Source organism: Streptomyces sp. NPDC041122, from assembly GCF_055592445.1.
On sequence record NZ_JBVIYQ010000001.1, the window covers coordinates 1,414,951 to 1,438,716 of the forward strand.

Genomic DNA, 23,766 nt, shown 5'->3' on the forward strand with positions numbered 1-23,766 from the left:
GATGACGCTCCCGGGCGACGACCCCGGCCGCCCCGCGTACTCCGCCGACTCCCCCGACCCCCTGGAACGCCTCACCCACGAACACGAGACGCGCCGCCTGGCCGAGGAGAAGAAGAACGAACGCATGGTGTGGTGGTACCTGGCGTACTTCCTCTTCGGCATCCACCTCGTCGCGTTCGTGATGATCTACGCGGTGAGACACGCGAAGTAGGCGTCCGCGGGGGGCCACTTGGCCGGGGAGACGCTCAGCCCTTCACGCAGACGACCTGCTTCAACTTCGCCACGACCTCCACGAGGTCGCGCTGGTGCTCCATCACCTGGTCGATCGGCTTGTAGGCCGCCGGGATCTCGTCCACGACGCCGGCGTCCTTGCGGCACTCGACGCCCCGCGTCTGGTCCGCCAGGTCCTTCGCCGAGAAGCGGCGCTTGGCCGCGCTGCGGCTCATGCGGCGGCCGGCGCCGTGCGAGGCGGAGTTGAAGGCCTTTTCGTTGCCGAGGCCCTTCACGATGTACGAACCGGCACCCATGGAGCCGGGGATGATGCCGAACTCACCGCTGCCGGCGCGGATCGCGCCCTTGCGGGTGACCAGCAGGTCCATCCCGTCGTATCGCTCCTCGCTGACGTAGTTGTGGTGGCAGGAGATCTCCCGCTCGAACGTCGGCCTGGCCTTCTTGAACTCCTTGCGGATGACGTCCTTGAGGAGCCCCATCATGATCGCGCGGTTGTTCTTCGCGTACTCCTGAGCCCAGAACAAGTCATTCCGGTACGCCGCCATCTGCGGGGTGTCCGCGACGAAGACCGCCAAGTCCCGGTCGACCAGGCCCTGGTTGTGCGGAAGCGACTGAGCGATACCGATGTGGTGCTCGGCCAGTTCCTTGCCGATGTTCCGGGATCCGGAGTGCAGCATGAGCCACACCGAATCGGACATATCTACACATATCTCCACGAAATGGTTGCCGCCCCCCAGCGTCCCCATCTGCTTCGCCGCCCGCCCCTCCCGGAACCTGACCGCCGCCGCGACCCCCTCGAACCGCCCCCAGAAGTCGTCCCATCCCGCCGTCGCCATGCCATGGAAGCGCCCCGGCCCAACGGGGTCCTCGTGCAGGGCGCGCCCCACCGGAATCGCCGCCTCGATCCGCGACCGCAGCCGCGCGAGGTCACCCGGAAGGTCGTTCGCGGTCAGCGACGTCCTGACCGCCGACATGCCGCAGCCGATGTCGACGCCCACCGCCGCCGGGCACACCGCGCCCCGCATGGCGATCACCGAACCGACCGTCGCGCCCTTGCCGTAGTGGACGTCCGGCATGACGGCCAGGCCCTTGATCCAGGGCAGCGTCGCCACGTTCTGCAGCTGGCGCAGCGCCCCCTCCTCGACCGACGCGGGGTCCGTCCACATCCGGATCGGCACCCTCGCCCCGGGAACCTCCACGTACGACATTCAGCCCTCAATCCCCCGTAACCGACTACAAGCCTGGAAGCGCAAATACCGGAGCCAAGGTCAACGAATAGGGTGACGGACCGGCATCCACGGCAGTGCGTGCGGTACACATTGTCTCCACCGGCCGCCCACCAGCGGCAACCCAATATCCAGGCAGAGCCCGGCGAGAGGAGCCATCACGGTGCAGCGAAAGGCCAAGGCCTGTGTACCCGGTGTCGCCGCACTCCTCGCGGTGATCCTGACCGGCTGCAGCGGCGGGTCCGGCCTCGGCGACGAGAGCGACGACTCCAAGCCGGGCGGCGGCGGCAGCTCCACCGCCCCGGCGCAGCCGGGCAAGTACCGTACGCTCCCCGAGCCCTGCGGCGAGGTGGACCACGACACCCTCGACGCGATGCTCCCCGGCATCACGGAGATCGAGGACCCCGAGCAGCGGGAGAAGGCGTACGAGGGCACGCCCGTGGCGACGTACGACACCGACCGGCGCGTGGGGTGCAACTGGAAGATCGAGTCGTCCGACGCCACCCACCACCTCCTCGTCGATTTCGAACGCGTGGTCTCGTACGACGGGACGGTCAGCGACGACGCCCGTGCCGCGGAGGTCTACGCCGGCGAACTGAGCGACGCCGGCCTCCGGGCGCCCGCCGGAACCTCCTCCCCGAGCGGGGACGGGGGCGGGGACGCGAGCGACGACGCGGGCGACGGCAGCGGCGGCGACAAGGCCCAGGGCGGCAAGAAGGGCCGGGCCGACGACGACAACGGCAGGAAAAAGGGCACGAAGAGCGGCGCCGAGGACGGCGACGACGCGAAGCCGGGCGCGGACGGCGCCCCCGCCGAACCCACCACCCCGCCCCCCGGCCTCGAACCGCGCCCCCTCACCGACCTCGGCGACGAGGCCTTCCTCGACGACGCCCTCACCACCGCCGCCTCCGCCTCGCGTCACCGCACCGTGACTGTGGTGTTCCGCACGTCGAACGTCATCGTGACCGTCGAGTACGACGAGCAGCCCGGCCGGCGCACGGACGTCCCCGACAGCAGGGAAATGCAGGAAAAGGCGCAGGATCTGGCGGACTCGCTGGCCGGCGAGTTCGACGAGTAGCGGCCGGCCCGCAGGGGTACGGAGGGGCGACCGCCTCCGCCGAAGCGGAGCCGCCCGTCGTCCCATGCGCGTACCGTGGCCCCTCGGACCCGACGACGTCACGAGACGAACTGGACGTCACGAGACGAACAGAGTGAAGGAACCATGCACCGACCTGCACAGCGAAAGCGACAGCTCCGCAGCCGCCTCCTCGTCTGCGCGGCCGCCGTACCGGTGATCCTCGTCGCCGGCTGCTCCTCGGACTCCGACTCCGGCTCGGACTCCGACGGCGCGAAGAAGGACTCGGGCGCGAAGTCCTCGGCCCCGGCCAAGGGCGACGACAAGGCCGCGAGCGTCGAGAAGGCCGCGTACGCGAAGCTTCCCGAGCCCTGCGACGTCCTGTCGAAGAAGACGCTCGGGGACCTGGTGCCCAAGGCGAAGGACAAGTCGGGCAAGGCGGGCACGTCCAGCGACACCGCGCTGCGCGGCAGCTGCTCCTGGGACAGCCTCGACAACAACGGCGTCGACGGTTCCCAGTTCCGCTGGCTGCGCGTCTCGCAGCTGCGCTTCGAGTCGGACGCCTCGCTCGGCAGCGGCGCCGAGCGCGCCCAGAACAACTTCGCCAAGCAGGTCGAGGACGCCAAGGCGACCAAGGACGCCAAGGGCGTCAAGACGGAGGACGTGCAGGGCATCGGCGAGCAGGCGACGCTCGTGCGGTACGACCTGAAGAAGGACAAGGACACCTTCAAGCAGCAGACGGTCGTGGCGCGCGTGGAGAACGTGGTCGTCACCGTCGACTTCAACGGCGCGGGCCTCGCGGGCGACAAGTCCCCGGACGCCGGGAAGCTGTCGAAGGACGCGGAGAAGGCGGCGAAGGAGACCGTCGGCGCGGTCGCGTCGGCCAACGGGGGCGGCGGCAAGGCGTCCTCGGGCGCGAGCGAGAAGCCGAAGGGCGACGACGCGAAGAAGGACGACGCCAAGAAGGACGAGCCGAAGAAGGACGAGCCGAAGAAGGGCGACTCCACGTCGGACTCCAAGTCCAAGGACAAGGACAGCGACAAGTCCTGACGCGGCGTCGCACCCGCGTCGGCGGCCAACTGCCGCCCCGAACAGGCATGTTGACGGAGCCCGGCCCCCGGTGGGCCGGGCTCCCTGCGTACCGGGGCACGGCCGTCCGCACGCGTGTGCCAGGCTGTCGCTCGCAACAAGCCGACACAGGCCTTGAACAGGGAGGGGTTCGCGGGTGGCCGCGATGCAGCTGACACGCACGCACCGGATACTCATCGGAGTGGTCGTCGCCGGAGCGGTCGTCATCGCCGGGATCGGCTTCGCGGGGTCGTACGCGGCCGTGCGCGAACTGGCCGAGGAGAAGGGCTTCGGGAGCTTCTCCGCGGTCTTCCCCGTCGGCGTCGACGCGGGCATCTGTGTGCTGCTCGCCCTCGACCTCCTGCTGACCTGGCTCCGCATCCCCTTCCCGCTGCTGCGCCAGACGGCGTGGCTGCTCACGGCGGCGACGATCGCGTTCAACGCGGCGTCCAGCTGGGGCGACCCGCTCGGCGTCGCGATGCACGCGGTGATCCCGGTGCTCTTCGTGGTCGCGGTGGAGGCGGCCCGGCACGCGGTGGGCCGGATCGCCGACATCACCGCCGACAAGCACATGGAGGGCGTGCGCCTCACCCGCTGGCTGCTGTCCCCCGTACCGACGTTCAAGCTGTGGCGCCGCATGAAGCTGTGGGAGCTGCGCAGTTACGAGCAGGTCATCCAGCTCGAACAGGAGCGCCTCGTCTACCAGGCGCGCCTGCAGGCCCGGTTCGGCCGCGCGTGGCGCCGGAAGGCGCCGGTGGAGTCGCTGATGCCGCTGCGCCTGGCGCGCTTCGGCGTGCCGCTCGCGGAGACCGCGCCGGCCGGGCTCGCCGCGGCGGGCATCGAGCCGGTCCTGCTGCCGCCCGCCCCGGCGCAGGTGCCGGCGCAGCGGAGCGCGGAGGAGCGCCAGCAGCTGACGGCGGCGTCCAGCGCCGACGCCCCGGCCCCCGAGCCCGCCCCCGAGCCGGCCCCGGAACCGGAGCCGTCCGCCGAGCCGGAGCCTGAGCCGGAGCCGGAGCCCGCGCAGGAGACGCTCCCGGTCGCCAGCCACGCGAGCCCGTGGTTCGCGGCGCACAGCGCCTCGTACGAGCCGGTGGCCCCGTACGACGAGTGGTACGCGGAACAGGAACGCCAGCAGGGCCACGAGCAGGCGTACGACCAGCCGCAGCAGGGCCACGAGCAGCCGCACGACCAGCCGCACGAGCCGTCGTACGAGCAGCCGGAGGCCGGACCGGACTTCCCCGTGCCGAACGGCGCGGGCGGCACGCGCCCCCTCGGCGAGGGCGCCCCGGAGCAGGAGCAGATCCCCGTGCCCGCCCCGACCGACGAGGACCTGTACCAGGTGTTCCGGCAGTCGATAGAGGGCGAGGGCATGCCGACGCCGGGCGCGTTCGCGGCGAACGCGCATGCGGCCTTCGGCCTGCGTCTGCAGTCCCGCGAACTGAACAACTACATGGACCGCTTCACGGCCCGCCTGGAGAACGAGTTCGTGGAGGACCACATCGCGTAGCCCGGCAGCCGTGCGGGTCGCGGGCCGGGTGGCCCGCGACCCCGGCCGGACTACGAGCCGAGCAGCTTGCGCACCCGGTCCGCGCCCACGGCGAGCAGCAGCGTGGGCAGGCGCGGGCCGGTCTCCCGGGTGACCAGGAGGCGGTACAGGAGGGCGAAGAACGAACGCTGGGCGACCTTGATCTCGGCCGGCAGCTCCTTCGCCGTGGCGTCCGCCGAGAAGCCCGCCTGGACCTTCGGCACGCCGTAGACGAGGTGGGTGAGGCCGTCCAGGGACCAGTGCGAGTCCAGGCCCTCCAGGAGGAGGCGGAGCGACTCGCGGCCGGCCTCGTCGAGCGAGGACAGGAGCTCCTCGTCCGGCTCGGAGCGGACGATGGTGCGGGCCTCGGCCGGGACCTGGGTGGTGATCCAGTTCTCGGCGCGGTCCAGGCGCGGGCGCGTCTCGTCCAGGGACGTGATCGGGTCGGACGGGTCGAGGTCGCGCAGGATCCGCAGGGTCTGGTCCTCGGCGCCCGCGGTGATGTCGGCGACGGAGGCCAGCGTCCGGTACGGCAGCGGACGCGGGGTGCGCGGCAGCTCACCGGCGGCCGTGCGGACCGCCCGCGAGTGCGCGGCGGCGTCCGCGGGCAGCGCCGAACCGTCGGCGACCTTCGCCTCCAGCTTGTCCCACTCGTCGTAGAGCCGCTGGATCTCCTGGTCGAAGGCGATCTTGAAGGACTGGTTGGGCTTGCGGCGCGCGTACAGCCAGCGCAGCAGCGGCGCCTCCATGATCTTCAGGGCGTCGCCCGGGGTGGGCACGCCGCCCTTGGAGGACGACATCTTCGCCATGCCGGAGATGCCCACGAAGGCGTACATGGGGCCGATCGGCTGCACGCCGCCGAAGATCTGGCGCACGATCTGGCCGCCCACGACGAAGGAGGAGCCCGGCGAGGAGTGGTCGACGCCGGACGGCTCGAAGACCACGCCCTCGTACGCCCAGCGCATCGGCCAGTCGACCTTCCAGACCAGCTTGCCGCGGTTGAACTCGCTCAGCCGGACCGTCTCGCCGAAGCCGCAGCCCTCGGCCGTGCAGGTGTAGACGAGCTCGGTGGTCTCGTCGTCGTACGAGACGACGGTGGTGAGGTCCTTCTCGCACCGCCCGCAGTACGGCTTGTACGGGTAGTACCCGCCCGAGCCGCCGCTGCCGTCGTCCTCGGAGGCCGCGCCCGAGCCCTCGGCCGCCTCCAGCTCCGCCTCGTCGACGGGCTTCTGCTGCTGCTTGCCCTTGGCGCCCTTGGCGGGGTCCTTCTTCGTGCGGTACTGGTCGAGGATCGCGTCGATGTCGCCGCGGTGCTTCATCGCGTGCAGGATCTGCTCGCGGTAGGTGCCCGCGGTGTACTGCTCGGTCTGGCTGATGCCGTCGTACTCGACGCCGAGTTCGGTGAGCGCCTCGGCCATCGCGGCCTTGAAGTGCTCGGCCCAGTTCGGGTACGCGGAGCCGGCCGGCGCGGGCACGGACGTCAGCGGCTTGCCGATGTGCTCGGCCCAGGACGCGTCGACGCCGGGGACGCCCGCCGGGACCTTGCGGTACCGGTCGTAGTCGTCCCAGGAGATCAGGTGCCGCACCTCGTACCCACGGCGGCGGATCTCGTCGGCGACCAGGTGCGGGGTCATGACCTCGCGGAGGTTGCCCAGGTGGATCGGGCCGGAGGGGGAGAGTCCGGAGGCGACGACGATCACCGGCGCGGCGGTGCCGCGCGTGCCGTCCGTACCGCCCGTGCCGTCCTGTTTCGCGCCCGCGGCACGACGCTCCGACTCGGCGATGACCTCATCCGCGTAGCGGGAGACCCAGTCGGTGGTATCGGTGCTCTGAGCCACGATCGGCACGCCTTTCTTCTCTACGTGAGTACCGCTTGACCGAGCCATTCTCCCAGGTCGTCCCGTAACCGCGAAAACCGCTTTTCACCGCGTGGGATACTCGGTTCCTGATAGCTCAAGCACACCCAGGCACCCGAGCAGAACGGCACCCACTTCATGGCCTCGGTCACGTCCCTCACCGCCTCCGTCCACCAGCGCCTCGCGGACGCCCTCTCGGCTGCCCTGCCGGAGGCCGGCTCCGCGGACCCGCTGCTGCGACGTAGCGACCGGGCCGACTTCCAGGCCAACGGCATCCTGGCGCTCGCGAAGAAGGCCAAGGCCAACCCCCGCGAGCTGGCCGCGCAGGTCGTCGAGCGGATCACCCACGGCGAGCTGCTCGCCGACGTCGAGGTGTCGGGCCCCGGGTTCCTGAACGTCACGGTCACCGACCGGGCGATCACCGAGACGCTCGCCGCCCGCGCCGCCGACGGCGACCGGCTCGGCGTGCCGCTGAACCCGGCCGCGGGCACGACGGTGATCGACTACGCCCAGCCGAACGTGGCGAAGGAGATGCACGTCGGCCACCTGCGCTCCGCCGTCATCGGCGACGCCCTGCGCCACATGCTGGACTTCACCGGCGAGAAGACGATCGGCCGCCACCACATCGGCGACTGGGGCACCCAGTTCGGCATGCTCATCCAGTACCTGATCGAGAACCCCGGCAAGCTGGCCCCGGCCGACGAGGTCGACGGCGAGCAGGCCATGTCGAACCTGAACCGGATCTACAAGGCGTCGCGCGCGGTCTTCGACACGGACGAGGAGTTCAAGGAGCGGGCCCGCAAGCGGGTCGTCGCCCTGCAGTCCGGCGACCAGGAGACCCTCGACCTGTGGCAGCGCTTCGTCGACGAGTCGAAGGTCTACTTCTACTCGGTCTTCGAGAAGCTGGACATGGAGGTCCGCGACGACGAGATCGTCGGCGAGTCCGCGTACAACGACCTGATGCCGGAGACCGCCCGCCTCCTGGAGGAGTCCGGCGTGGCCGTCCGCTCCGATGGCGCGCTCGTCGTCTTCTTCGACGAGATCCGCGGCAAGGACGACCAGCCGGTCCCGCTGATCGTGCAGAAGGCCGACGGCGGCTTCGGGTACGCGGCGTCGGACCTCTCGGCGATCCGCAACCGCGTCCTGGACCTGAACGCGTCGACGCTGCTGTACGTGGTGGACGTGCGCCAGTCGCTGCACTTCAAGATGGTCTTCGAGGCGGCCCGCCGGATGGGCTGGCTGAACGACGAGGTCACCGCCCACAACATGGGTTACGGCACGGTGCTCGGCGCGGACGGCAAGCCGTTCAAGACGCGTGAGGGCGAGACGGTGCGCCTGGAGGACCTCCTCGACGAGGCCGTCGAGCGGGCAACGGCCGTGGTGCGGGAGAAGGCCGAGAAGATCGGCCTCACCGAGGAGGAGATCGTCGAGAACGGCCGGTACGTGGGCATCGGCGCCGTGAAGTACGCGGACCTGTCGACGTCGGCGAACCGCGACTACAAGTTCGACCTCGACCAGATGGTGTCCCTGAACGGCGACACGTCCGTCTACCTCCAGTACGCGTACGCGCGCATCAAGTCGATCCTGCGCAAGTCCGAGGGCGACACCGCCGCCGCGCACCCGGAGCTGGCGCTCGCTCCGGCCGAGCGGGCGCTCGGCCTGCACCTCGACGCGTTCGGCGATCTCGTCCGGGAGGCGTCGGCCGAATACGCCCCGCACAAGCTGGCCGCGTACCTGTACCAGCTCGCGTCGCTGTTCACGACGTTCTACGACCAGTGCCCGGTGATCAAGCCGCGCCCCGCGCAGGACGTGGTGGAGAACCGCCTGTTCCTGTGCGACATCACGGCGCGGACCCTGCACAAGGGCATGGCCCTGCTCGGCATCCGGACGCCCGAGCGCCTCTGACGCCCGGGCGGTCCCGACGGGGCGGGTCAGGCGTAGTAGTGGATGGTGCCGTGCAGCGCGGGGCTGCCGGCACCACCGTCGCAGACCTGCTGGAACGTCGCGGCGAACGCCTTCAGTTCGCCTGCGTCGTCCAGGGCGATCCTGGTGACCGTGAACTCTCCCGACGTGGCGTTGCAGCCGCGCCCGTCACCGGTGACGTCGAGCTCCGCGAGGCCGTCGTCGCCGAAGCGGTTGGCCCGGTAGGTCCTGCCGGCCTCCAGGGCCTGGCCCTTGGGCGCGCCGATGTCGGCGGACCAGTCGTCGCGCTTGCCGGAGACCGTGTAGTGCACCCGGGACGCGGAGCCGGTCGCCGTGAAGGTGCTGGTGGCGCCGGTGTAGGCGACGGTGCGGCCGCCACCGATGTAGTCGCCGGGGTCGCTCTGGAAGCGGTACGAGAGCGGGTAGGCGCGGTATTTGACGGTGCCCTTGAGCGCGGGCGCCGTCGCGCGCTCGCAGTTCTGCGTGAACGAGGCATCCAGGACGGTGACGTTGCCGTCCGCGTCCGTCTCGATCTGGTGGACGGAGAACTGTCCGTACACCTCGTTGCAGCCGCGCCCCTGCCCGCCGACGTCCAGGCCGGGCGAGCGTCCGGTGCGGAAGGCCGCGCGCTCGGCGCCGCGGTAGACGCCGGGGTGCAGCTTCTCGCCCTTGGGCGCCGCGATGTCGATGCTCCAGTCCGCGTCGGGCAGTCGCACTGTCAGCGACTCCGCGGTGCCGCCGATCCGCACCGGGGTGTCCGGCTCCTGGTACGAGGCGGCCCGGCCCTGGCCGATGTAGTCGCCCGCGGCGCTCGTGAACGCGTACGAGCTGGTGGCGACCGGGTCACCGGCGGCGGCCTGCGCGGGGGCGGCGACAGCGATCAGGCCGCCCGCCACCGCGAGGCCCACCAGGGTGCGCCGGGCCCGCCGGATTCTCCGGGCGGGCAGGGGTGAACTGGCCATGGCGGATCCCCTCCGTGAAGCACCCGCCCTCCCCAGGCGGATGAACGCTCAACAGTGGTCACCCTAGACGCGGCGAGTGCCAACTACCCCTGCCATCAAAGGAGTTCACTCACTCTTCACCGAGCCCCCGGCCGAGGCGGCGCAGTCCCTCCGCGATCTCCGCCGGTGACTGCGTCACGAAGCACAGGCGCAGGGTGGCCCGGTCCGGCTCACCCGCGAAGAACGGCGCACCGGGCACGTACGCCACGTCGTGCGTGATGACCGTCCGCAGCAGCTCCGCCGTGTCGTACCCGTCGGGCAGCCTGGCCCACACGAACATGCCGCCCTCGGGACGGATCCACGTGGACCCCGCCGGCAGCGCCGCGCCGAGCCCCGCGAGCAGCGCGTCGCGGCGCTCGCGGTAGACGCCCGCGACCCGGGCGATGTGCGCGTCCAGGTCCTGGTCGGCGAGGTAGCGCGCGGCGGCGAGCTGGTTGACGGTCGGCGTGTGCAGATCGGCGGCCTGCTTGGCGACGGCGCAGGCGCGCAGCAGCGCACCGGGCGCGCGCAGCCAGCCGAGGCGCAGCCCGGGCGCCATGACCTTGGAGAAGCTGCCGAGCAGGACCGTGCGGTCCGCCGCCCCGGGGAACGCGGCGATCCACGGCGCGCGCTCGCCCTCGAAGCGCAGCTCCCCGTACGGGTCGTCCTCGACGATCCAGACCCCGCGCCGCGCGGCGACCTCGGCGACGGCCGCGCGCCGGGCGGCGGGCAGGGTGCGACCGGTCGGGTTCTGGAAGGTGGGGACGGTGTAGAGGAACTTGGGGCGGTGCAGGGCGACGAGTTCGTCGAGGGCGGCCGGGTCGATTCCGAAGGCGTCGCAGGGCACGGGCACCACGCGCGCGCCCGCGAAGGAGAAGGCCTGAAGTGCCGCCAGATAACAGGGGTTCTCGACGAGGACCGTGTCGCCGGGTTCGAGCAGCGCGGTCGCGAGCAGCGAGAGCGCCTGCTGCGAGCCGGTGGTGACGAGGATGTCGTCGGCGTCGGTGGGCAGGCCGCGGTCGGCGGCGCGCGCGGCTATCGCGGCGCGCAGCGCGGGCTCGCCCTCGGTCGTGGCGTACTGCAGGGCCCGTTCGGGTGTCTCCTCCAGCACGGCGCGGAAGGCGGCCGCGATGCCCTCGGCGTCGAAGAGGCCGGGGGCGGGCAGCCCTCCCGCGAAGTTGATGACCTCGGGGCGCGCGGTGACCGCGAGGATGTCCCGTACGGGCGAGCCCCCGACAGCGGCGGCCCGGGCCGCGAGCGCGGGGAGCGGGGCGGGGGCGACGGGGGCTGGGGCGGGGAGATCGGTGGCGGTCATCTGCGGCTCCTTTGCGTTTCGGGCAGGGTAAGGAGCCGCGTGTCCCGTACACGCACCATTCCGGGATGCGGACGGACACCCCGCCGTTACGCGGGCGGGTCCGGAACGTCGTCGTCGTCGCGGTGCGTCGGCACCCACTTCTTGCTGTTGAGCGAGAACGCGTACACGGGCCGGCTCTTGTCGCCGCTGGTGGCGAACGGCTTGCCCGAGTCGTCGATGCGCACCGTGCCGTGCCGGTCACCGCTCGACCACTCCAGCTCCAAGTACCAGCGGACGTAGCGGGTGTTGGCGGTCGCGTTGACGTAGAACGCCTCGGGGTCGCTCGCGCTCACCTTGTACGGGAACGTGTCCTTGGGGTCCTCGGGGCTGGGCCGGGGCACCGACGCGTCCAGGTTGACGGCGAAGGTGTGCTTGGGGATTCCGCTGCCGCAGCCGACGCCGAGGTAGCCCATCTTGAAGTTGTTCCAGTCGAGCGGCGCGTCGGTGCCGGCGACGCGGACGTGCAGGGCCTCCAGGACGACGGTGTCCTTGCCGGTGCCCTGGACGGTCAGCTTCACGGACTGGTCCCGGGCGGAGACCGCGCCGTTCGCGGAGACCCAGCCGGCCGCGTCCTGCTCGTTGGGGGGCGGCGAGAGGTCGCCGGGGGCCTTGTCGACGAGGTAGGGGTGGCCGCAGGGCTGGGCCCAGTACTGGGCCTGGGTGGAGACGGTGACCGGGACGCCGCTGAGGGCGACGCCGCCGCTGCCGCTCTCGCCGGTGACGGGCGTGCGCCCGCGCTCTCCGACGCCCTTCTCGCCGCCCTTGCCCTTCACCGTGCCGGAGTCCTTGTCCTCCTCGGCCTTCCCGTCCTTCTCGCCCTTGCCGTCCGCCTTGCCGGACGGCGACGCCGACCTGACGTCCGGAACGCGGTCCGGCTCGCTGCCCTGCGCGGTCGGTGAGCTGGTGGAGACCCGGTCGCGCTCACCTCCGCCGGAGGCGGCCTGGACGGCGACGGCGGTGGCGCCGAGGGCGGCGACGACACCGGCGGCGACAAGCACGCGTGCCCGCGGCAGCCGTTCCCTCAGGCGCCGGGCCACGGCGGGGCCGGAGGGGCGGCTGATCACGATGCCGGGGGTGCCGTCGCCGGGGTCGTTCATGGGGTGGGGGGTGCTGGAGGTTGTGGGGGTGTCAGAGGTGGTGGGGGTGTCGGAGGTGGTGGGGGCAGGGGTGCCGGATGCCGGGTCCTTGCGGGCCGAGTCCTTGCGGGCCGAGTCCTCGGGGGCCGGGTCCTTCGGGGCCGGTTCGTTGCCCGCCGAGTCCCCCTCCCTGCGGTCCCCCCTCGTCGCATCGGCCAGGATCCACCGCCGGTGGACCTCGACCATCTCCTCCCGCGTCGCCCCGCACGCCCGGGCGAGCCGCTCCAGCGGAGCGAACTCCGTGGGCACGGCGGACCCGTTGACGTACCGGTGCAGCGTCGACGTCGACACATGCAACCGCTTGGCCAGCGCCCCGTAACTGAGCCCCGACCGCTCCTTCAGCTCCCGCAGCAGCTCCGCGAGATCGCCCGCCCCCACGCTCTCTCCCATCCCATCCACCCGTTCCAAGGAACGGAGTTCTCGCAGATCAGGGCCGTAACGGTGTCCCAACGTCCCCAACTGCCGTCCCACGCTGGCTGCCGGGACGAAACCCCGCACAAGCTGTGGCCATACAAGCACGCCGCATCCGGGAGCCCCTCGGCGCGGCTCGCGTCTGCCACATCACACCGAAAGAGACCAGCCATGCGACTCACCCTCAAGGCCGCCGCCGCTGCCGCCTCGATCGCCGCCACCGTCTCGCTCACGGCGCTCGGGGGTGCCGCGTCCGCCGCGGCCCCCTCCGTCCAGGCGGCGCCCGTCACCTGCACCTCCGCGAACACCGAGGTCACCGTCCAGGAGGTCAGCCGGCCCATCAACCACCTGCTCCTGAAGGCCAAGAACACGGGGACGAAGACGTGTTACGCGTACGGGGCGCCCTACCTCCGCTTCGACAACGGGCAGGCCGCAACTCCGTGGGTCGAGGACAGCCAGCCGCAGGCGGTCGTGACGCTGAAGCCGGGCCAGTCGGCGTACGCGGGCATCGGCACGTCGTCGCCGGAGGGCTCGGAGGGCTACACGGCCCACGACCTGGGCGTCTACTTCTCCAACCGTGCCATGGACGGCAACGCGGGCGGCCCGGCGGCGGCCGAACTGCCGCGGGAGGGCGTGTACGTGGACAGCTCGGCGTTCGTCACGTACTGGCAGACGTCGGCGTCGTCCGCGCTGCTGTGGTGAGGGGCGCGTCGCCCGCCTCCCGCTGACGCGTCGCGACGTTGCCCGGATCGCGTTCTCCGGCCGCCCCCGTACCGGAGAGCGCGGCCCGGACACCGTACCGACGCCGCGAAAGCCCCGGCCTCGCGCGGAAAGCGCGCGAGGCCGGGGCGACGAGGGCAAGCGGGAGGAAGAAGAGGAGCAAGAGAGGCAGCCGAGGTCAGACGACCTTCTCGACGGGGTGCACCTGCACGCCGCGGCCCGGCCCGCCCGCGGCGGGAAGGCTCCGGGCGCCCGGCCAGTCGAGGCTGACGGACCTGCTCTCCCCCGGCGGGGTCACGACGAGCCGCAGCACACGGACCCCGGACCCGCCACCGGCCCCCCGCAGCGGATACGTGACGGGCACCTCGGCCACCTCCCCGTCCTCGAGGACGCCCCAGGCCCCCTGGGGCCCCTTCGGCATCGGGCCCCCGCTCCGCCCGGCGGTGAGGGCTCCCGCGCCGGTCTTCAGGACGACTCCCGCGTACCCGGAGATCGCGCAGATCCGTCCGCCCCCGTTCCGCAGCCGCACCGTGACCATGCCCTCGGGGTCACCGTCGACGGTGGTGTCGGACGCGGTGATCTCCAGCTCGTCGGTGCGGCACCGGTCGATCTCCCCGCCCCCCGGCGGCAAGGCCGCCGCCGAGGTCGTCGAGTCCCGCACGCCCATGCCGTCGTCGCTGTTGCACGCGGCGGCGAGGGTGAGCGCGGCGACCCCACAGACCCCGGCGAGGAGCGAACGGGCCGTGGTGCGCGTGAACTTCATGGGGAGCCCCCGTGGTCGGGAAGGTCGCGGTGCGAAGGGCGTGCCGCTGCGGCACACCCCGAGCGAAACAGCGCCGCCCCGACCGGCACAAGGAACCCCGGACCATCTGACACGCTGGAACGATTCCACCCACGTGACCACGGGAAATCCCGCACCCTGGAACGCTCCCCTGGAACGCCCCCGCCCCCGGAACGCGGCCCGGCCAGGGCACCAGCGCCACCTTCCCCGCCGTCTCCCGGCAGCGGGAGGCCCCGGACCGCGCGGGACGGGTCCGGAGCCCGGGGTCAGAGCTGTCGCGCGACCTCGGTCGCCCAGTACGTCAGGATCATGTTGGCGCCCGCGCGCTTGATGCCCGTCAGGGACTCCATGATCGCCTGGTCCCGGTCGATCCAGCCCCGCTGGGCGGCGGCCTCGATCATCGCGTACTCGCCGCTGATCTGGTACGCGGCCACCGGCACGTCCACCGCGTCGGAGACCCGCGCGAGGATGTCGAGGTAGGGGCCCGCCGGCTTCACCATCACCATGTCGGCGCCCTCTTCGAGGTCGAGCGCCAGCTCCCGCAGGGACTCCCGGGTGTTCGCCGGGTCCTGCTGGTAGGTCTTGCGGTCGCCCTTGAGGGACGAGCCGACGGCCTCGCGGAACGGCCCGAAGAAGGCCGAGGAGTACTTCACGGTGTACGCGAGGATCGACACGTCCTCGTGTCCGACCTGGTCCAACGCGTCCCGGATGACGCCGATCTGACCGTCCATCATGCCGCTCGGGCCCACCACGTGGGCGCCCGCGTCGGCCTGCACCTGCGCCATCTCCGCGTACCGCTCCAGGGTCGCGTCGTTGTCGACCCGGCCCTCGGAGTCCAGGACGCCGCAGTGCCCGTGGTCGGTGGTCTCGTCCAGACACAGGTCCGACATGACGATGAGGTCGTCGCCGACCTCGGCCCGCACGTCGCGCAGCGCCACCTGAAGGATGCCGTCCGGGTCGGTGCCCGCCGTGCCCACGGCGTCCTTCTTGGACTCCTCCGGCACACCGAACAGCATGATCCCGGCGACCCCGGCCTCCATCGCCTCGACGGCCGCCTTCTTCAGGCTGTCGCGGGTGTGCTGGAGGACACCGGGCATGGCGCCGATCTCCACCGGGGCGCCGATCCCCTCGCGCACGAACGCGGGCAGGATCAGGTCGGCGGGGTGCAGCCGCGTCTCGGCCACCATGCGCCGCATGGCGGGCGTGGTCCGAAGCCGCCGGGGCCGGGCGCCGGGAAACGATCCGTACTTGGTCACTGTCTCTCTCACCTCACGAAAGGTTCTGGTCCCGACCGAAGGTTCTCAGCCGGGACCAGGGAAATTCAGCCCGTCCGGCGCTTGAGGACGAACTCGGCGAAGCCGGTGATTTTTACGGTACGCCTGCGCGTCAGGGCGCCGTACGCCGCCTACGGGACCCCGGCCGGCGCTCACTGGGCCGGGTGACGGGGTCGCCCGCCTCCAGCGCCGCCGCACGACGGGCCGTACCGAACTGCGCCAGTGCCTCGGCCAGCTTGTGGACCGACGGCTCGGGCGCCATCACGTCCACCCGCAGCCCGTGCTCCTCCGCGGTCTTCGCGGTGGCCGGACCGATGCAGGCGATGACCGTCACGTTGTGCGGCTTGCCCGCGATGCCGACGAGGTTGCGCACCGTGGACGACGACGTGAACAGGACCGCGTCGAAGCCACCGCCCTTGATCGCCTCACGCGTCTCCGCCGGCGGCGGCGAGGCGCGCACGGTCCGGTAGGCCGTGACGTCGTCGACCTCCCACCCGAGATCGATGAGCCCGGCGACCAGCGTCTCCGTGGCGATGTCGGCCCGCGGCAGGAACACCCGGTCGATCGGGTCGAAGACCGGGTCGTACGGCGGCCAGTCCTCCAGGAGCCCGGCGGCCGACTGCTCGCCGCTCGGCACCAGGTCCGGCTTCACGCCGAAGGCGATCAGCGCGGCGGCGGTCTGCTCGCCGACGGCCGCGACCTTGATCCCGGCGAAGGCCCGCGCGTCGAGCCCGTACTCCTCGAACTTCTCCCGCACCGCCTTGACGGCGTTGACGGAGGTGAACGCGATCCACTCGTAGCGGCCCGTCACCAGGCCCTTGACCGCGCGCTCCATCTGCTGGGGCGTGCGCGGCGGCTCGACCGCGATCGTCGGCACCTCGTGCGGCACCGCGCCGTAGGACCGCAGCTGGTCGGAAAGCGAGGCCGCCTGCTCCTTGGTGCGCGGCACGAGCACCCGCCACCCGAAGAGCGGCTTCGACTCGAACCACGACAACTGGTCGCGCTGGGCGGCGGAGGAACGCTCGCCGACCACGGCTATGACGGGCTGCCCGCCGTCCGGCGACGGCAGCACCTTGGCCTGCTTGAGGACCTGCGCGATGGTGCCGAGCGTCGCCGTCCAGGTGCGCTGGCGCGTCGTCGTACCGGCGACCGTCACGGTCATCGGGGTGTCCGGCTTGCGGCCCGCGGCCACCAGCTCGCCGGCGGCCGCCGCCACGGAGTCCAGCGCCGCGGAGACCACGACGGTCCCGTCGGAGGCGCCGACCTCGCTCCAGCAGCGGTCCGGGGCGGTCCGGGCGTCGACGAAGCGGACGTCCGTGCCCTGCGCGTCCCGCAGCGGCACACCCGCGTACGCGGGCACACCGACGGCGGCCGCGATGCCGGGCACGACCTCGAAGGGGATGCCCTGGGCGGCGCAGGCGAGCATCTCCTCGGCCGCGTACGTGTCGAGGCCCGGGTCGCCGCTCACCGCACGCACGACCCGCCTGCCGCCCCGCGCGGCCTCCATGACAAGATTGGCGGCAGCTCGGAACGGCGTCGCGTCGGCGGTCATTGACGTGTCGTCAGCTGTCGGCTGGGGTGTGTCCACACCTCCCCTGGCATGCACGCGGACGACGTCGAGCACATCCGGCTCGGCGATCAGCACATCCGCTCGGGCCAGCGCCTCGACGGCGCGCAGGGTCAGCAGTCCCGGATCTCCGGGACCGGCACCGAGAAAGGTGACGTGCCCGTGTGCGGGAAGGCCGGGAAGGTTCGAGGTGGGGCTCAAAGTGCTCGCTCCCCCATCAGACCGGCCGCGCCCTTGGCGAGCATCTCGGCAGCGAGTTCGCGGCCCAGCGCCATGGCCTGGGTCTCCGTCTCGGGCACGGGACCGGTGGTGGACAGCTGCACCAGCGTCGAGCCGTCGGTCGTGCCGACGACGCCGCGCAGGCGCATTTCCTTGACAATCTGCCCGTCGGCCAGCAAGTCGGCCAGCGCGCCCACGGGCGCGCTGCAACCGGCTTCCAGGGCGGCGAGCAGGGACCGCTCGGCGGTCACGGCGGCCCGGGTGTACGGGTCGTCGAGCTCGGCGAGCGCGGCGGCGAGTGACGCGTTGTGCGCGGCACACTCGATCGCCAGTGCCCCCTGGCCGGGGGCGGGCAGAACGGTGTCGACCGACAGGAAGTCGGTCACCTCGTCGGCCCTGCCGACGCGGTTGAGTCCGGCGGCGGCGAGCACGACGGCGTCGAGCTCCCCCTTGTGCACGTACCCGATGCGGGTGTCGACGTTCCCGCGGATCGGCACGATCTCGACGGTCATGCCGTGGCTGCGCGCGTAGGCGTTCAGCTGCGCCATGCGGCGCGGCGAGCCGGTGCCGATGCGGGGAACCCCCGTCGGGGAGCCCGCTGCGAGCTCCGCGAAGGTCAGCCCGTCGCGGGCGACCAGCGCGTCCCGCGGGTCCTCGCGCAGCGGCACGGCGGCGAGGGTGAGCTCGGCGGGCTGCGCGGTGGGCAGGTCCTTGAGCGAGTGGACCGCGAAGTCCACCTCGTCGCGGACCAGGGCCTCGCGCAGCGCGGCGACGAAGACGCCGGTGCCACCGATCTGCGCGAGGTGCTCGCGCGAGGTGTCGCCGTACGTGGTGATCTCCACGAGGTCGACGGGACGCCCCGTCAACTCCCTGACTGCCTCGGCCACTTGCCCGGACTGGGCCATGGCCAGCCTGCTGCGCCTGGTCCCGAGCCTGAGGGCCTTCTCGGTCATGCCCGGCCTCGATTCGGGTCGTCGTTCTCGTTGTTCAAGTGGTCAGCCCTGCTGACCGCCGCGACCGTCTGCGGGTCGAGGTCGAAGAGCGTGCGCAGTGCGTCCGCGTACCCGGCGCCGCCGGGCTCGCTCGCCAGCTGCTTGACCCGCACCGTCGGCGCGTGCAGCAGCTTGTCCACGACACGGCGCACGGTCTGTGTGATCTCCGCGCGCTGCTTGTCCGCCAGGCCGGGCAGCCGCCCCTCCAGGCGCGCCATCTCACCGGCCACCACGTCGGCGGCCATGGTGCGCAGGGCGACCACGGTCGGCGTGATGTGCGCGGCGCGCTGCGCGGCGCCGAAGGCGGCGACCTCGTCGGAGACGATGGAGCGCACCTGCTCCACGTCGCCCGCCATCGGCGCGTCCGCGGAGGCCTCCGCCAGCGACTCGATGTCCACCAGCCGCACCCCGGGGATGCGGTGCGCGGCGGCGTCGATGTCGCGGGGCATGGCCAGGTCGAGCAGGGCGAGCACGGCCGGGCGGGCCGCTCCCGCCGACGGCGACGGGGCGGGCACGCGCCGCTCCGGGAGCCGGCCGGTGACGCGCGCGGCGGCCGCCAGCGCGGCGATCGCCTCGGCCTCGGCCCGCGGGTCCGCGGCCTGCTCCTCGCGCCGCTCGGCCGGGGCGTTGTCCACCCAGGCCGCGTGCTGCTCCAGGGCCGTCGCGTCCATCCCGGCGACGGCCTCCTCGCCGGCGACGGAGAAGCCGCGCGGCGCGGACAGGTCGACCGGGCAGCCCTCGTCGGCGACGGTGGCGGTCCGCGCGCTCTGGCCGGCCGAGCCGCTCCTGGCCTGCGCGGGCACCTCGCCGAGCTGGTCGTCGGCGGGCACCCGGCCCGCGACGGCGTCGGCGACGGAGTCCGCGGTCAGCACGAGGCCGGTCGCGCCGGTGCAGGAGACGGCCACGTCGGCACGTGTCAGTTCGTCCGCCACGTCGTCCATGGGGACGGCACGGGCGCGTACGCCGGTCTCGCCCAGGATCTCCGCGAGTCGCTCCGCGCGCTCCTGCGTGCGGTTGGCGATCACGATCTCGGCCACGCCGGCGCGCGCGAGCGTCGCCGCGGCCAGCGAGGACATGGAGCCCGCGCCGATGACCACGGCACGCCTGCCCGCGGCCCAGGCGTCGACCGGCTCGCGCGCGGCGAGCTGTTCGAGGCCGAAGGTCACGAGCGACTGCCCGGCCCGGTCGATGCCGGTCTCGGAGTGCGCCCGCTTGCCGACCCGCAGGGCCTGCTGGAAGAGGTCGTTGAGGAGCTTTCCCGCGGTGTGCAGCTCCTGCGAGCGCGCCAGGGCGTCCTTGATCTGCCCGAGGATCTGCCCCTCGCCGACCACCATCGAGTCAAGGCCGCACGCCACCGAGAAGAGGTGGTGGACGGCGCGGTCCTCGTAGTGGACGTACAGATAAGGGGTGAGTTCCTCCAGGCCGACGCCGCTGTGCTGCGCGAGCAGCGTGGACAGCTCGGCGACGCCCGCGTGGAACTTGTCCACGTCGGCGTAGAGCTCGATGCGGTTGCAGGTGGCGAGCACGGCCGCCTCGGCGGCGGGCTCGGCGGCGAGGGTGTCCTGCAGCAGCTTGGCCTGCGCGTCGGCGGACAGCGCGGCCCGCTCCAGGACGCTCACCGGGGCGCTGCGGTGACTCAGCCCCACGACGAGGAGACTCATGCCGGCATCACGGCGGGGACGTCCCCGTCGGGTCCCTTCCGCTGCTGCTTGGCGGACACGGGCGGGACGGGCCCCTCGGGGGACGCGTCCTCACCGGCCTTGCGCTGCTCGTGGAAGGCGAGGATCTGCAGCTCGATGGAGAGATCGACCTTGCGTACGTCGACACCGTCCGGCACGGACAGGACGGTCGGCGCGAAGTTCAGGATGGAGGTCACACCGGCGGCGACGAGCCGCTCGCAGACCTGCTGGGCGGCGCCGGCCGGGGTCGAGATGACGCCGATCGAGACGCCGTTGTCCTCGATGATCTTCTCGAGGTCGTCGGTGTGCTGCACCGGCATGCCCGCGACGGGCGTGCCCGCCATCGCCGGGTCGGCGTCGATCAGCGCGGCGACCCGGAAGCCGCGGGAGGCGAAGCCGCCGTAATTGGCGAGCGCGGCGCCGAGGTTGCCGATGCCGACGATGACGACCGGCCAGTCCTGGGTGAGCCCGAGCTCGCGGGAGATCTGGTAGACGAGGTACTCGACGTCGTAGCCGACACCGCGGGTCCCGTAGGAGCCGAGGTAGGAGAAGTCCTTGCGCAGCTTCGCGGAGTTGACCCCCGCGGCGGCCGCGAGCTCCTCGGAGGAGACCGTGGGCACCGAGCGCTCCGACAGAGCGGTGAGGGCTCGGAGGTACAGCGGAAGCCTGGCGACGGTGGCCTCGGGAATTCCTCGGCTGCGGGTCGCCGGTCGGTGAGTTCGGCCAGTTGCCACGGTGCTCCTGCGGGTAGAGCGGGGCTGCAGGCGGTCACTCGTCCCCAGACCGCCCCGTCGAATGCAGGCTATGTCTTTGTGAACGCGTGCACAAAGATGGTGTCCGATTTGCCCGGCCAACGTGACCGGGGTCACGCGCCCCCGGCGCACGTTCACGGAACCGGCGCGCGGGAGGGTTCGTTGCCTTTTTGTGGGGGGCAAAACCGTACACACTCCTCACGATCATCGCCCCCGAGACCAAAACCGCCCCAAAGCGTAATCGACTTCGCGGGCACTTTGGACTGGTCGGTCAGTAGGTGACGGCCCTCACGCGCGGCGGGTGACGCCTCCCGTACGACGGACGGGGGCGAGCTCACCCGGCCAGCTCGCGCCGCAGCCGGCCCTCGTCCACGCGCCAGAAGGTGTGCTGCTCCCCGTCCACGAGCACCACCGGGATCTGCTCCCAGTAGGCCCGGTGCAGCTCCTCGTCCTGCGTGATGTCCTTCTTCTCCCAGGGCGCACCCACCTCCCCGCAGACCTTCTCGATCACCGACTGTGCGTCATCGCACAGATGGCACCCCGGCTTCCCGATCAGGGTGACCAGCCGCTCCTGCGGCCTCTTCTTCTCCGTACGACCGCCGCCACGGCGGAAAATCGGGCTCATGGCCCCCATTGTCGCGCGCTTCGACGCGCGGGACGCGGAGAGTTCACCGGCCCGAATCCTCCCGACTCCGGAACCGCCCAACAGACTGGCTATGCTCACGACATGGCCGCTCTCGGATGGCTCACCCCCCGTAGGCGCTCCGCCACGGCGCGGAGCGTGTTGGCAGGCGAGGCCTCGGCCGAGGCCGCGCGCAAGTCCTCCCAGGAGCTGGAGGAGCTCGAAGGCCTGGCGGCACGGACCGCGGCCGACGAGGAGCCGACGGAACCGGAGTTCCCCGTCGTCGGCGACGACAAGGCCGCCGCCTTCTTCGACCTCGACAACACCGTGATGCAGGGCGCCGCGATCTTCCACTTCGGCCGCGGCCTGTACAAGCGGAAGTTCTTCGAGCGCCAGGAACTGGTCCGGTTCGCCTGGCAGCAGGCGTGGTTCAGGCTGGCCGGCGTCGAGGACCCCGAGCACATGCAGGACGCCCGCGACAGCGCGCTGTCCATCGTCAAGGGCCACCGCGTCGCCGAGCTGATGTCCATCGGCGAGGAGATCTACGACGAGTACATGGCCGAGCGCATCTGGCCCGGCACCCGCGCCCTGGCCCAGGCCCACCTGGACGCGGGCCAGAAGGTCTGGCTGGTCACCGCCGCCCCCGTGGAGATCGCCACGGTCATCGCCCGCCGCCTCGGCCTGACCGGCGCGCTCGGCACCGTCGCCGAGTCCGTCGGCGGCGTCTACACCGGCAGGCTCGTCGGCGAGCCCCTGCACGGCCCCGCGAAGGCCGAGGCCGTCCGCGCGCTGGCCGCCGCCGAGGGCCTGGACCTCGGCCGCTGCGCCGCGTACAGCGACTCGCACAACGACATCCCGATGCTCTCGCTCGTCGGGCACCCGTACGCGATCAACCCCGACGCCAAACTGCGCAAGCACGCGCGGGAGCGGGACTGGCGGCTGCGCGACTACCGCACGGGCCGCAAGGCCGCCAAGGTCGGCATCCCGGCCGCCGCCGGTGTCGGCGCGCTCGCGGGCGGCGCCGCCGCGGCCATCGCCCTGCACCGCCGCCGCCACTGACCGGCCGGCCCACCGGCCCCCCGCGCGCCCCCAGGCCCCTCGCCCCCACTCGTCCCGCGCCCCACGGGCCGAGCATTCCGTCGGTCCTACCCCGCGCCGCCTCCCGCCAGTCACGCCGGTAGCACTCGGCCACAACACGCCTCACGCCGACACGGAATGTGAACCCAATCGATCACCATTCGGTCACTCTCCGGCACTTGACCGGGCGTCAATCGGTAACAGAAGCGACGTAATCGATGATTTGAGCAACTGGGTGTAGCGCTGCCTGTACGAAGCGTTATTCTCCTCAGACGCATTAGGGACCCCACACGTCGCTACGACGGGTGAACGGTCCCGCACTGCACGTGATGGAAGCTCTGCCTCTGGGAGTCCCGTGTACCCACACGTCGGGGTTGACGCCTCGGGCCTGGCTACGCTGCGCGCAACGGTCATCGACCGCTTGCGCGGCTTCGTCCCCACCGCGTACGCCGTCCCCGCCGTCCCCGCCCTCGCCGTCCCCGCACCCGCCGGGCCGTGCTATGCCCTGGCGAACGGCGGTGCGGCAGTCAGCAGACGGGCCCGTTCCGGCGCCGCCGCCGCCACCTCTGCCCCCACCCCCCGCCGTCCCGCCGCGGACAGCGACAGCGCGCGCATGATGGACCTCGTCGAACGCGCCCAGGCCGGCGAGTCCGACGCCTTCGGCCGCCTCTACGACCAGTACAGCGACACGGTCTACCGCTACATCTACTACCGCGTGGGCGGCAAGGCGACCGCCGAGGACCTCACCAGTGAGACCTTTCTGCGCGCGCTGCGCCGCATCGGCACCTTCACCTGGCAGGGCCGCGACTTCGGCGCCTGGCTGGTCACCATCGCCCGCAACCTGGTCGCCGACCACTTCAAATCGAGCCGTTTCCGCCTCGAGGTGACCACCGGCGAGATGCTCGACGCCAACGAGGTCGAGCGCAGCCCGGAGGACTCCGTCCTGGAGTCCCTCTCGAACGCGGCACTGCTCGAAGCCGTCCGCCGCCTCAACCCCCAGCAGCAGGAATGCGTGACCCTGCGCTTCCTGCAGGGCCTCTCCGTCGCCGAGACCGCGCGGGTCATGGGCAAGAACGAGGGTGCGATCAAGACCCTCCAGTACCGGGCGGTGCGCACCCTCGCGCGCCTCCTGCCCGACGACGTCCGTTAGTCCCGCCCCGCCCGCACCGACGGCGCCCGAGCCCCGAAGACAGCCCTCGTCATGCTCCGTGATCCCCAACTCACCTTCCGTGGCGGCCAGATGGTCGCCACGGACTTGTCGCGGTCCGATCATCTGTCGTCCGTAACCCAAGTGCCGC

General features: G+C 72.0%; 20 protein-coding genes. 8 read left to right on the forward strand and 12 right to left on the reverse strand.

What is annotated here, in order from left to right; genetic code table 11:
- Position 1: 1 nt before the first annotated feature.
- Positions 2-211, forward strand: coding sequence for a hypothetical protein (locus ACZ6B8_RS06300; RefSeq protein ID WP_471606481.1), 210 nt, complete (start codon positions 2-4; stop codon positions 209-211).
- A 34-nt stretch (positions 212-245) separates the two neighbouring features.
- Here the strand turns inward: ACZ6B8_RS06300 and ACZ6B8_RS06305 are convergent, their stop codons facing one another.
- The gene (locus ACZ6B8_RS06305) at positions 246-1,439 is read right to left on the reverse strand and encodes an RtcB family protein (RefSeq protein ID WP_471606420.1); all 1,194 of its coding nucleotides are present in this window, start codon (positions 1,437-1,439) and stop codon (positions 246-248) included.
- Between the two features lie 181 nt (positions 1,440-1,620).
- Here ACZ6B8_RS06305 and ACZ6B8_RS06310 point away from each other — a divergent pair, with 181 nt between their 5' ends.
- From ACZ6B8_RS06310 to ACZ6B8_RS06320, 3 genes are all read left to right on the forward strand, one after another.
- Positions 1,621-2,535: a DUF3558 domain-containing protein gene (locus tag ACZ6B8_RS06310; protein ID WP_471606421.1), complete on the forward strand. Its 915-nt coding sequence runs from the start codon at positions 1,621-1,623 to the stop codon at positions 2,533-2,535.
- Between the two features lie 144 nt (positions 2,536-2,679).
- Positions 2,680-3,582: a DUF3558 domain-containing protein gene (locus ACZ6B8_RS06315; RefSeq protein ID WP_471606422.1), complete on the forward strand. Its 903-nt coding sequence runs from the start codon at positions 2,680-2,682 to the stop codon at positions 3,580-3,582.
- 184 nt (positions 3,583-3,766) lie between these two features.
- The gene (locus tag ACZ6B8_RS06320; protein ID WP_471606423.1) at positions 3,767-5,107 is read left to right on the forward strand and encodes a DUF2637 domain-containing protein; all 1,341 of its coding nucleotides are present in this window, start codon (positions 3,767-3,769) and stop codon (positions 5,105-5,107) included.
- Positions 5,108-5,157: 50 nt separating this feature from the next.
- Here ACZ6B8_RS06320 and lysS read toward each other — a convergent pair whose 3' ends face one another.
- Positions 5,158-7,011, reverse strand: coding sequence for a lysine--tRNA ligase (gene lysS, locus ACZ6B8_RS06325; RefSeq protein WP_471606424.1), 1,854 nt, complete (start codon positions 7,009-7,011; stop codon positions 5,158-5,160).
- A gap of 108 nt (positions 7,012-7,119) precedes the next feature.
- Here lysS and argS point away from each other — a divergent pair, with 108 nt between their 5' ends.
- Complete coding sequence (gene argS, locus ACZ6B8_RS06330) at positions 7,120-8,886, forward strand: arginine--tRNA ligase (RefSeq protein WP_471084041.1); 1,767 nt, start codon at positions 7,120-7,122, stop codon at positions 8,884-8,886.
- Positions 8,887-8,912: 26 nt separating this feature from the next.
- Here argS and ACZ6B8_RS06335 read toward each other — a convergent pair whose 3' ends face one another.
- From ACZ6B8_RS06335 to ACZ6B8_RS06345, 3 genes are all read right to left on the reverse strand, one after another.
- Positions 8,913-9,866 carry a hypothetical protein gene (locus tag ACZ6B8_RS06335; RefSeq protein ID WP_471606425.1) on the reverse strand — a complete coding sequence of 318 codons (954 nt, stop codon included), beginning with the start codon at positions 9,864-9,866 and terminating at the stop codon, positions 8,913-8,915.
- 109 nt (positions 9,867-9,975) lie between these two features.
- A complete protein-coding gene (locus ACZ6B8_RS06340) occupies positions 9,976-11,199 on the reverse strand; it encodes an aminotransferase-like domain-containing protein (protein ID WP_471606426.1) in 1,224 nt (407 codons plus the stop codon).
- A gap of 86 nt (positions 11,200-11,285) precedes the next feature.
- Complete coding sequence (locus ACZ6B8_RS06345; protein ID WP_471606427.1) at positions 11,286-12,764, reverse strand: helix-turn-helix domain-containing protein; 1,479 nt, start codon at positions 12,762-12,764, stop codon at positions 11,286-11,288.
- Between the two features lie 192 nt (positions 12,765-12,956).
- On the opposite strand from ACZ6B8_RS06345, the gene ACZ6B8_RS06350 reads away from it, so the two are divergent.
- Entirely contained in the window at positions 12,957-13,487 is a 531-nt protein-coding gene (locus ACZ6B8_RS06350) for a DUF4232 domain-containing protein (protein ID WP_471606428.1), read from the forward strand.
- Positions 13,488-13,683: 196 nt separating this feature from the next.
- On the opposite strand, the gene ACZ6B8_RS06355 is transcribed toward ACZ6B8_RS06350, so the two are convergent.
- From ACZ6B8_RS06355 to ACZ6B8_RS06385, 7 genes are all read right to left on the reverse strand, one after another.
- A complete protein-coding gene (locus ACZ6B8_RS06355; RefSeq protein WP_471084026.1) occupies positions 13,684-14,268 on the reverse strand; it encodes a DUF4232 domain-containing protein in 585 nt (194 codons plus the stop codon).
- A gap of 284 nt (positions 14,269-14,552) precedes the next feature.
- Positions 14,553-15,542 (reverse strand): porphobilinogen synthase, encoded by a 990-nt coding sequence (hemB, locus tag ACZ6B8_RS06360; RefSeq protein WP_471606482.1) that lies wholly within the window; start codon positions 15,540-15,542, stop codon positions 14,553-14,555.
- Positions 15,543-15,672: 130 nt separating this feature from the next.
- Positions 15,673-17,328 (reverse strand): bifunctional uroporphyrinogen-III C-methyltransferase/uroporphyrinogen-III synthase, encoded by a 1,656-nt coding sequence (locus tag ACZ6B8_RS06365; protein WP_471084023.1) that lies wholly within the window; start codon positions 17,326-17,328, stop codon positions 15,673-15,675.
- Positions 17,325-18,299 (reverse strand): hydroxymethylbilane synthase, encoded by a 975-nt coding sequence (gene hemC / locus ACZ6B8_RS06370; protein WP_471084020.1) that lies wholly within the window; start codon positions 18,297-18,299, stop codon positions 17,325-17,327. The genes ACZ6B8_RS06365 and hemC overlap by 4 nt, the downstream gene beginning before the upstream one ends.
- On the reverse strand, positions 18,296-19,999 hold the full coding sequence (locus ACZ6B8_RS06375) for a glutamyl-tRNA reductase (RefSeq protein WP_471606429.1): 1,704 nt from the start codon (positions 19,997-19,999) through the stop codon (positions 18,296-18,298). Before ACZ6B8_RS06375 ends, hemC begins: the two co-directional genes overlap by 4 nt.
- The gene (locus ACZ6B8_RS06380; RefSeq protein WP_471084014.1) at positions 19,996-20,751 is read right to left on the reverse strand and encodes a redox-sensing transcriptional repressor Rex; all 756 of its coding nucleotides are present in this window, start codon (positions 20,749-20,751) and stop codon (positions 19,996-19,998) included. The genes ACZ6B8_RS06375 and ACZ6B8_RS06380 overlap by 4 nt, the downstream gene beginning before the upstream one ends.
- A 352-nt stretch (positions 20,752-21,103) precedes the next feature.
- On the reverse strand, positions 21,104-21,403 hold the full coding sequence (locus ACZ6B8_RS06385) for a glutaredoxin family protein (protein WP_471084011.1): 300 nt from the start codon (positions 21,401-21,403) through the stop codon (positions 21,104-21,106).
- Positions 21,404-21,496: 93 nt separating this feature from the next.
- Between ACZ6B8_RS06385 and ACZ6B8_RS06390 the strand changes: the two genes are divergently transcribed.
- Entirely contained in the window at positions 21,497-22,450 is a 954-nt protein-coding gene (locus tag ACZ6B8_RS06390; RefSeq protein ID WP_471084008.1) for an HAD family hydrolase, read from the forward strand.
- A gap of 373 nt (positions 22,451-22,823) precedes the next feature.
- Positions 22,824-23,618, forward strand: coding sequence for an ECF subfamily RNA polymerase sigma factor, BldN family (locus ACZ6B8_RS06395; protein WP_355820073.1), 795 nt, complete (start codon positions 22,824-22,826; stop codon positions 23,616-23,618).
- The last annotated feature ends 148 nt before the right edge of the window (positions 23,619-23,766 follow it).

Coding starts and splice junctions, on each gene's coding strand:
- ACZ6B8_RS06300 (WP_471606481.1), top strand. CDS start 2: ATGACGCTCCCGGGCGACGACCCCGGCCGCCCCGCGTACTCCGCCGAC.
- ACZ6B8_RS06305 (WP_471606420.1), bottom strand. CDS start 1,439: ATGTCGTACGTGGAGGTTCCCGGGGCGAGGGTGCCGATCCGGATGTGG.
- ACZ6B8_RS06315 (WP_471606422.1), top strand. CDS start 2,680: ATGCACCGACCTGCACAGCGAAAGCGACAGCTCCGCAGCCGCCTCCTC.
- ACZ6B8_RS06320 (WP_471606423.1), top strand. CDS start 3,767: ATGCAGCTGACACGCACGCACCGGATACTCATCGGAGTGGTCGTCGCC.
- lysS (WP_471606424.1), bottom strand. CDS start 7,011: ATGGCTCGGTCAAGCGGTACTCACGTAGAGAAGAAAGGCGTGCCGATC.
- argS (WP_471084041.1), top strand. CDS start 7,120: ATGGCCTCGGTCACGTCCCTCACCGCCTCCGTCCACCAGCGCCTCGCG.
- ACZ6B8_RS06335 (WP_471606425.1), bottom strand. CDS start 9,866: ATGGCCAGTTCACCCCTGCCCGCCCGGAGAATCCGGCGGGCCCGGCGC.
- ACZ6B8_RS06340 (WP_471606426.1), bottom strand. CDS start 11,199: ATGACCGCCACCGATCTCCCCGCCCCAGCCCCCGTCGCCCCCGCCCCG.
- ACZ6B8_RS06345 (WP_471606427.1), bottom strand. CDS start 12,764: ATGGGAGAGAGCGTGGGGGCGGGCGATCTCGCGGAGCTGCTGCGGGAG.
- ACZ6B8_RS06350 (WP_471606428.1), top strand. CDS start 12,957: ATGCGACTCACCCTCAAGGCCGCCGCCGCTGCCGCCTCGATCGCCGCC.
- ACZ6B8_RS06355 (WP_471084026.1), bottom strand. CDS start 14,268: ATGAAGTTCACGCGCACCACGGCCCGTTCGCTCCTCGCCGGGGTCTGT.
- hemC (WP_471084020.1), bottom strand. CDS start 18,299: ATGACCGAGAAGGCCCTCAGGCTCGGGACCAGGCGCAGCAGGCTGGCC.
- ACZ6B8_RS06375 (WP_471606429.1), bottom strand. CDS start 19,999: ATGAGTCTCCTCGTCGTGGGGCTGAGTCACCGCAGCGCCCCGGTGAGC.
- ACZ6B8_RS06385 (WP_471084011.1), bottom strand. CDS start 21,403: ATGGGGGCCATGAGCCCGATTTTCCGCCGTGGCGGCGGTCGTACGGAG.
- ACZ6B8_RS06390 (WP_471084008.1), top strand. CDS start 21,497: ATGGCCGCTCTCGGATGGCTCACCCCCCGTAGGCGCTCCGCCACGGCG.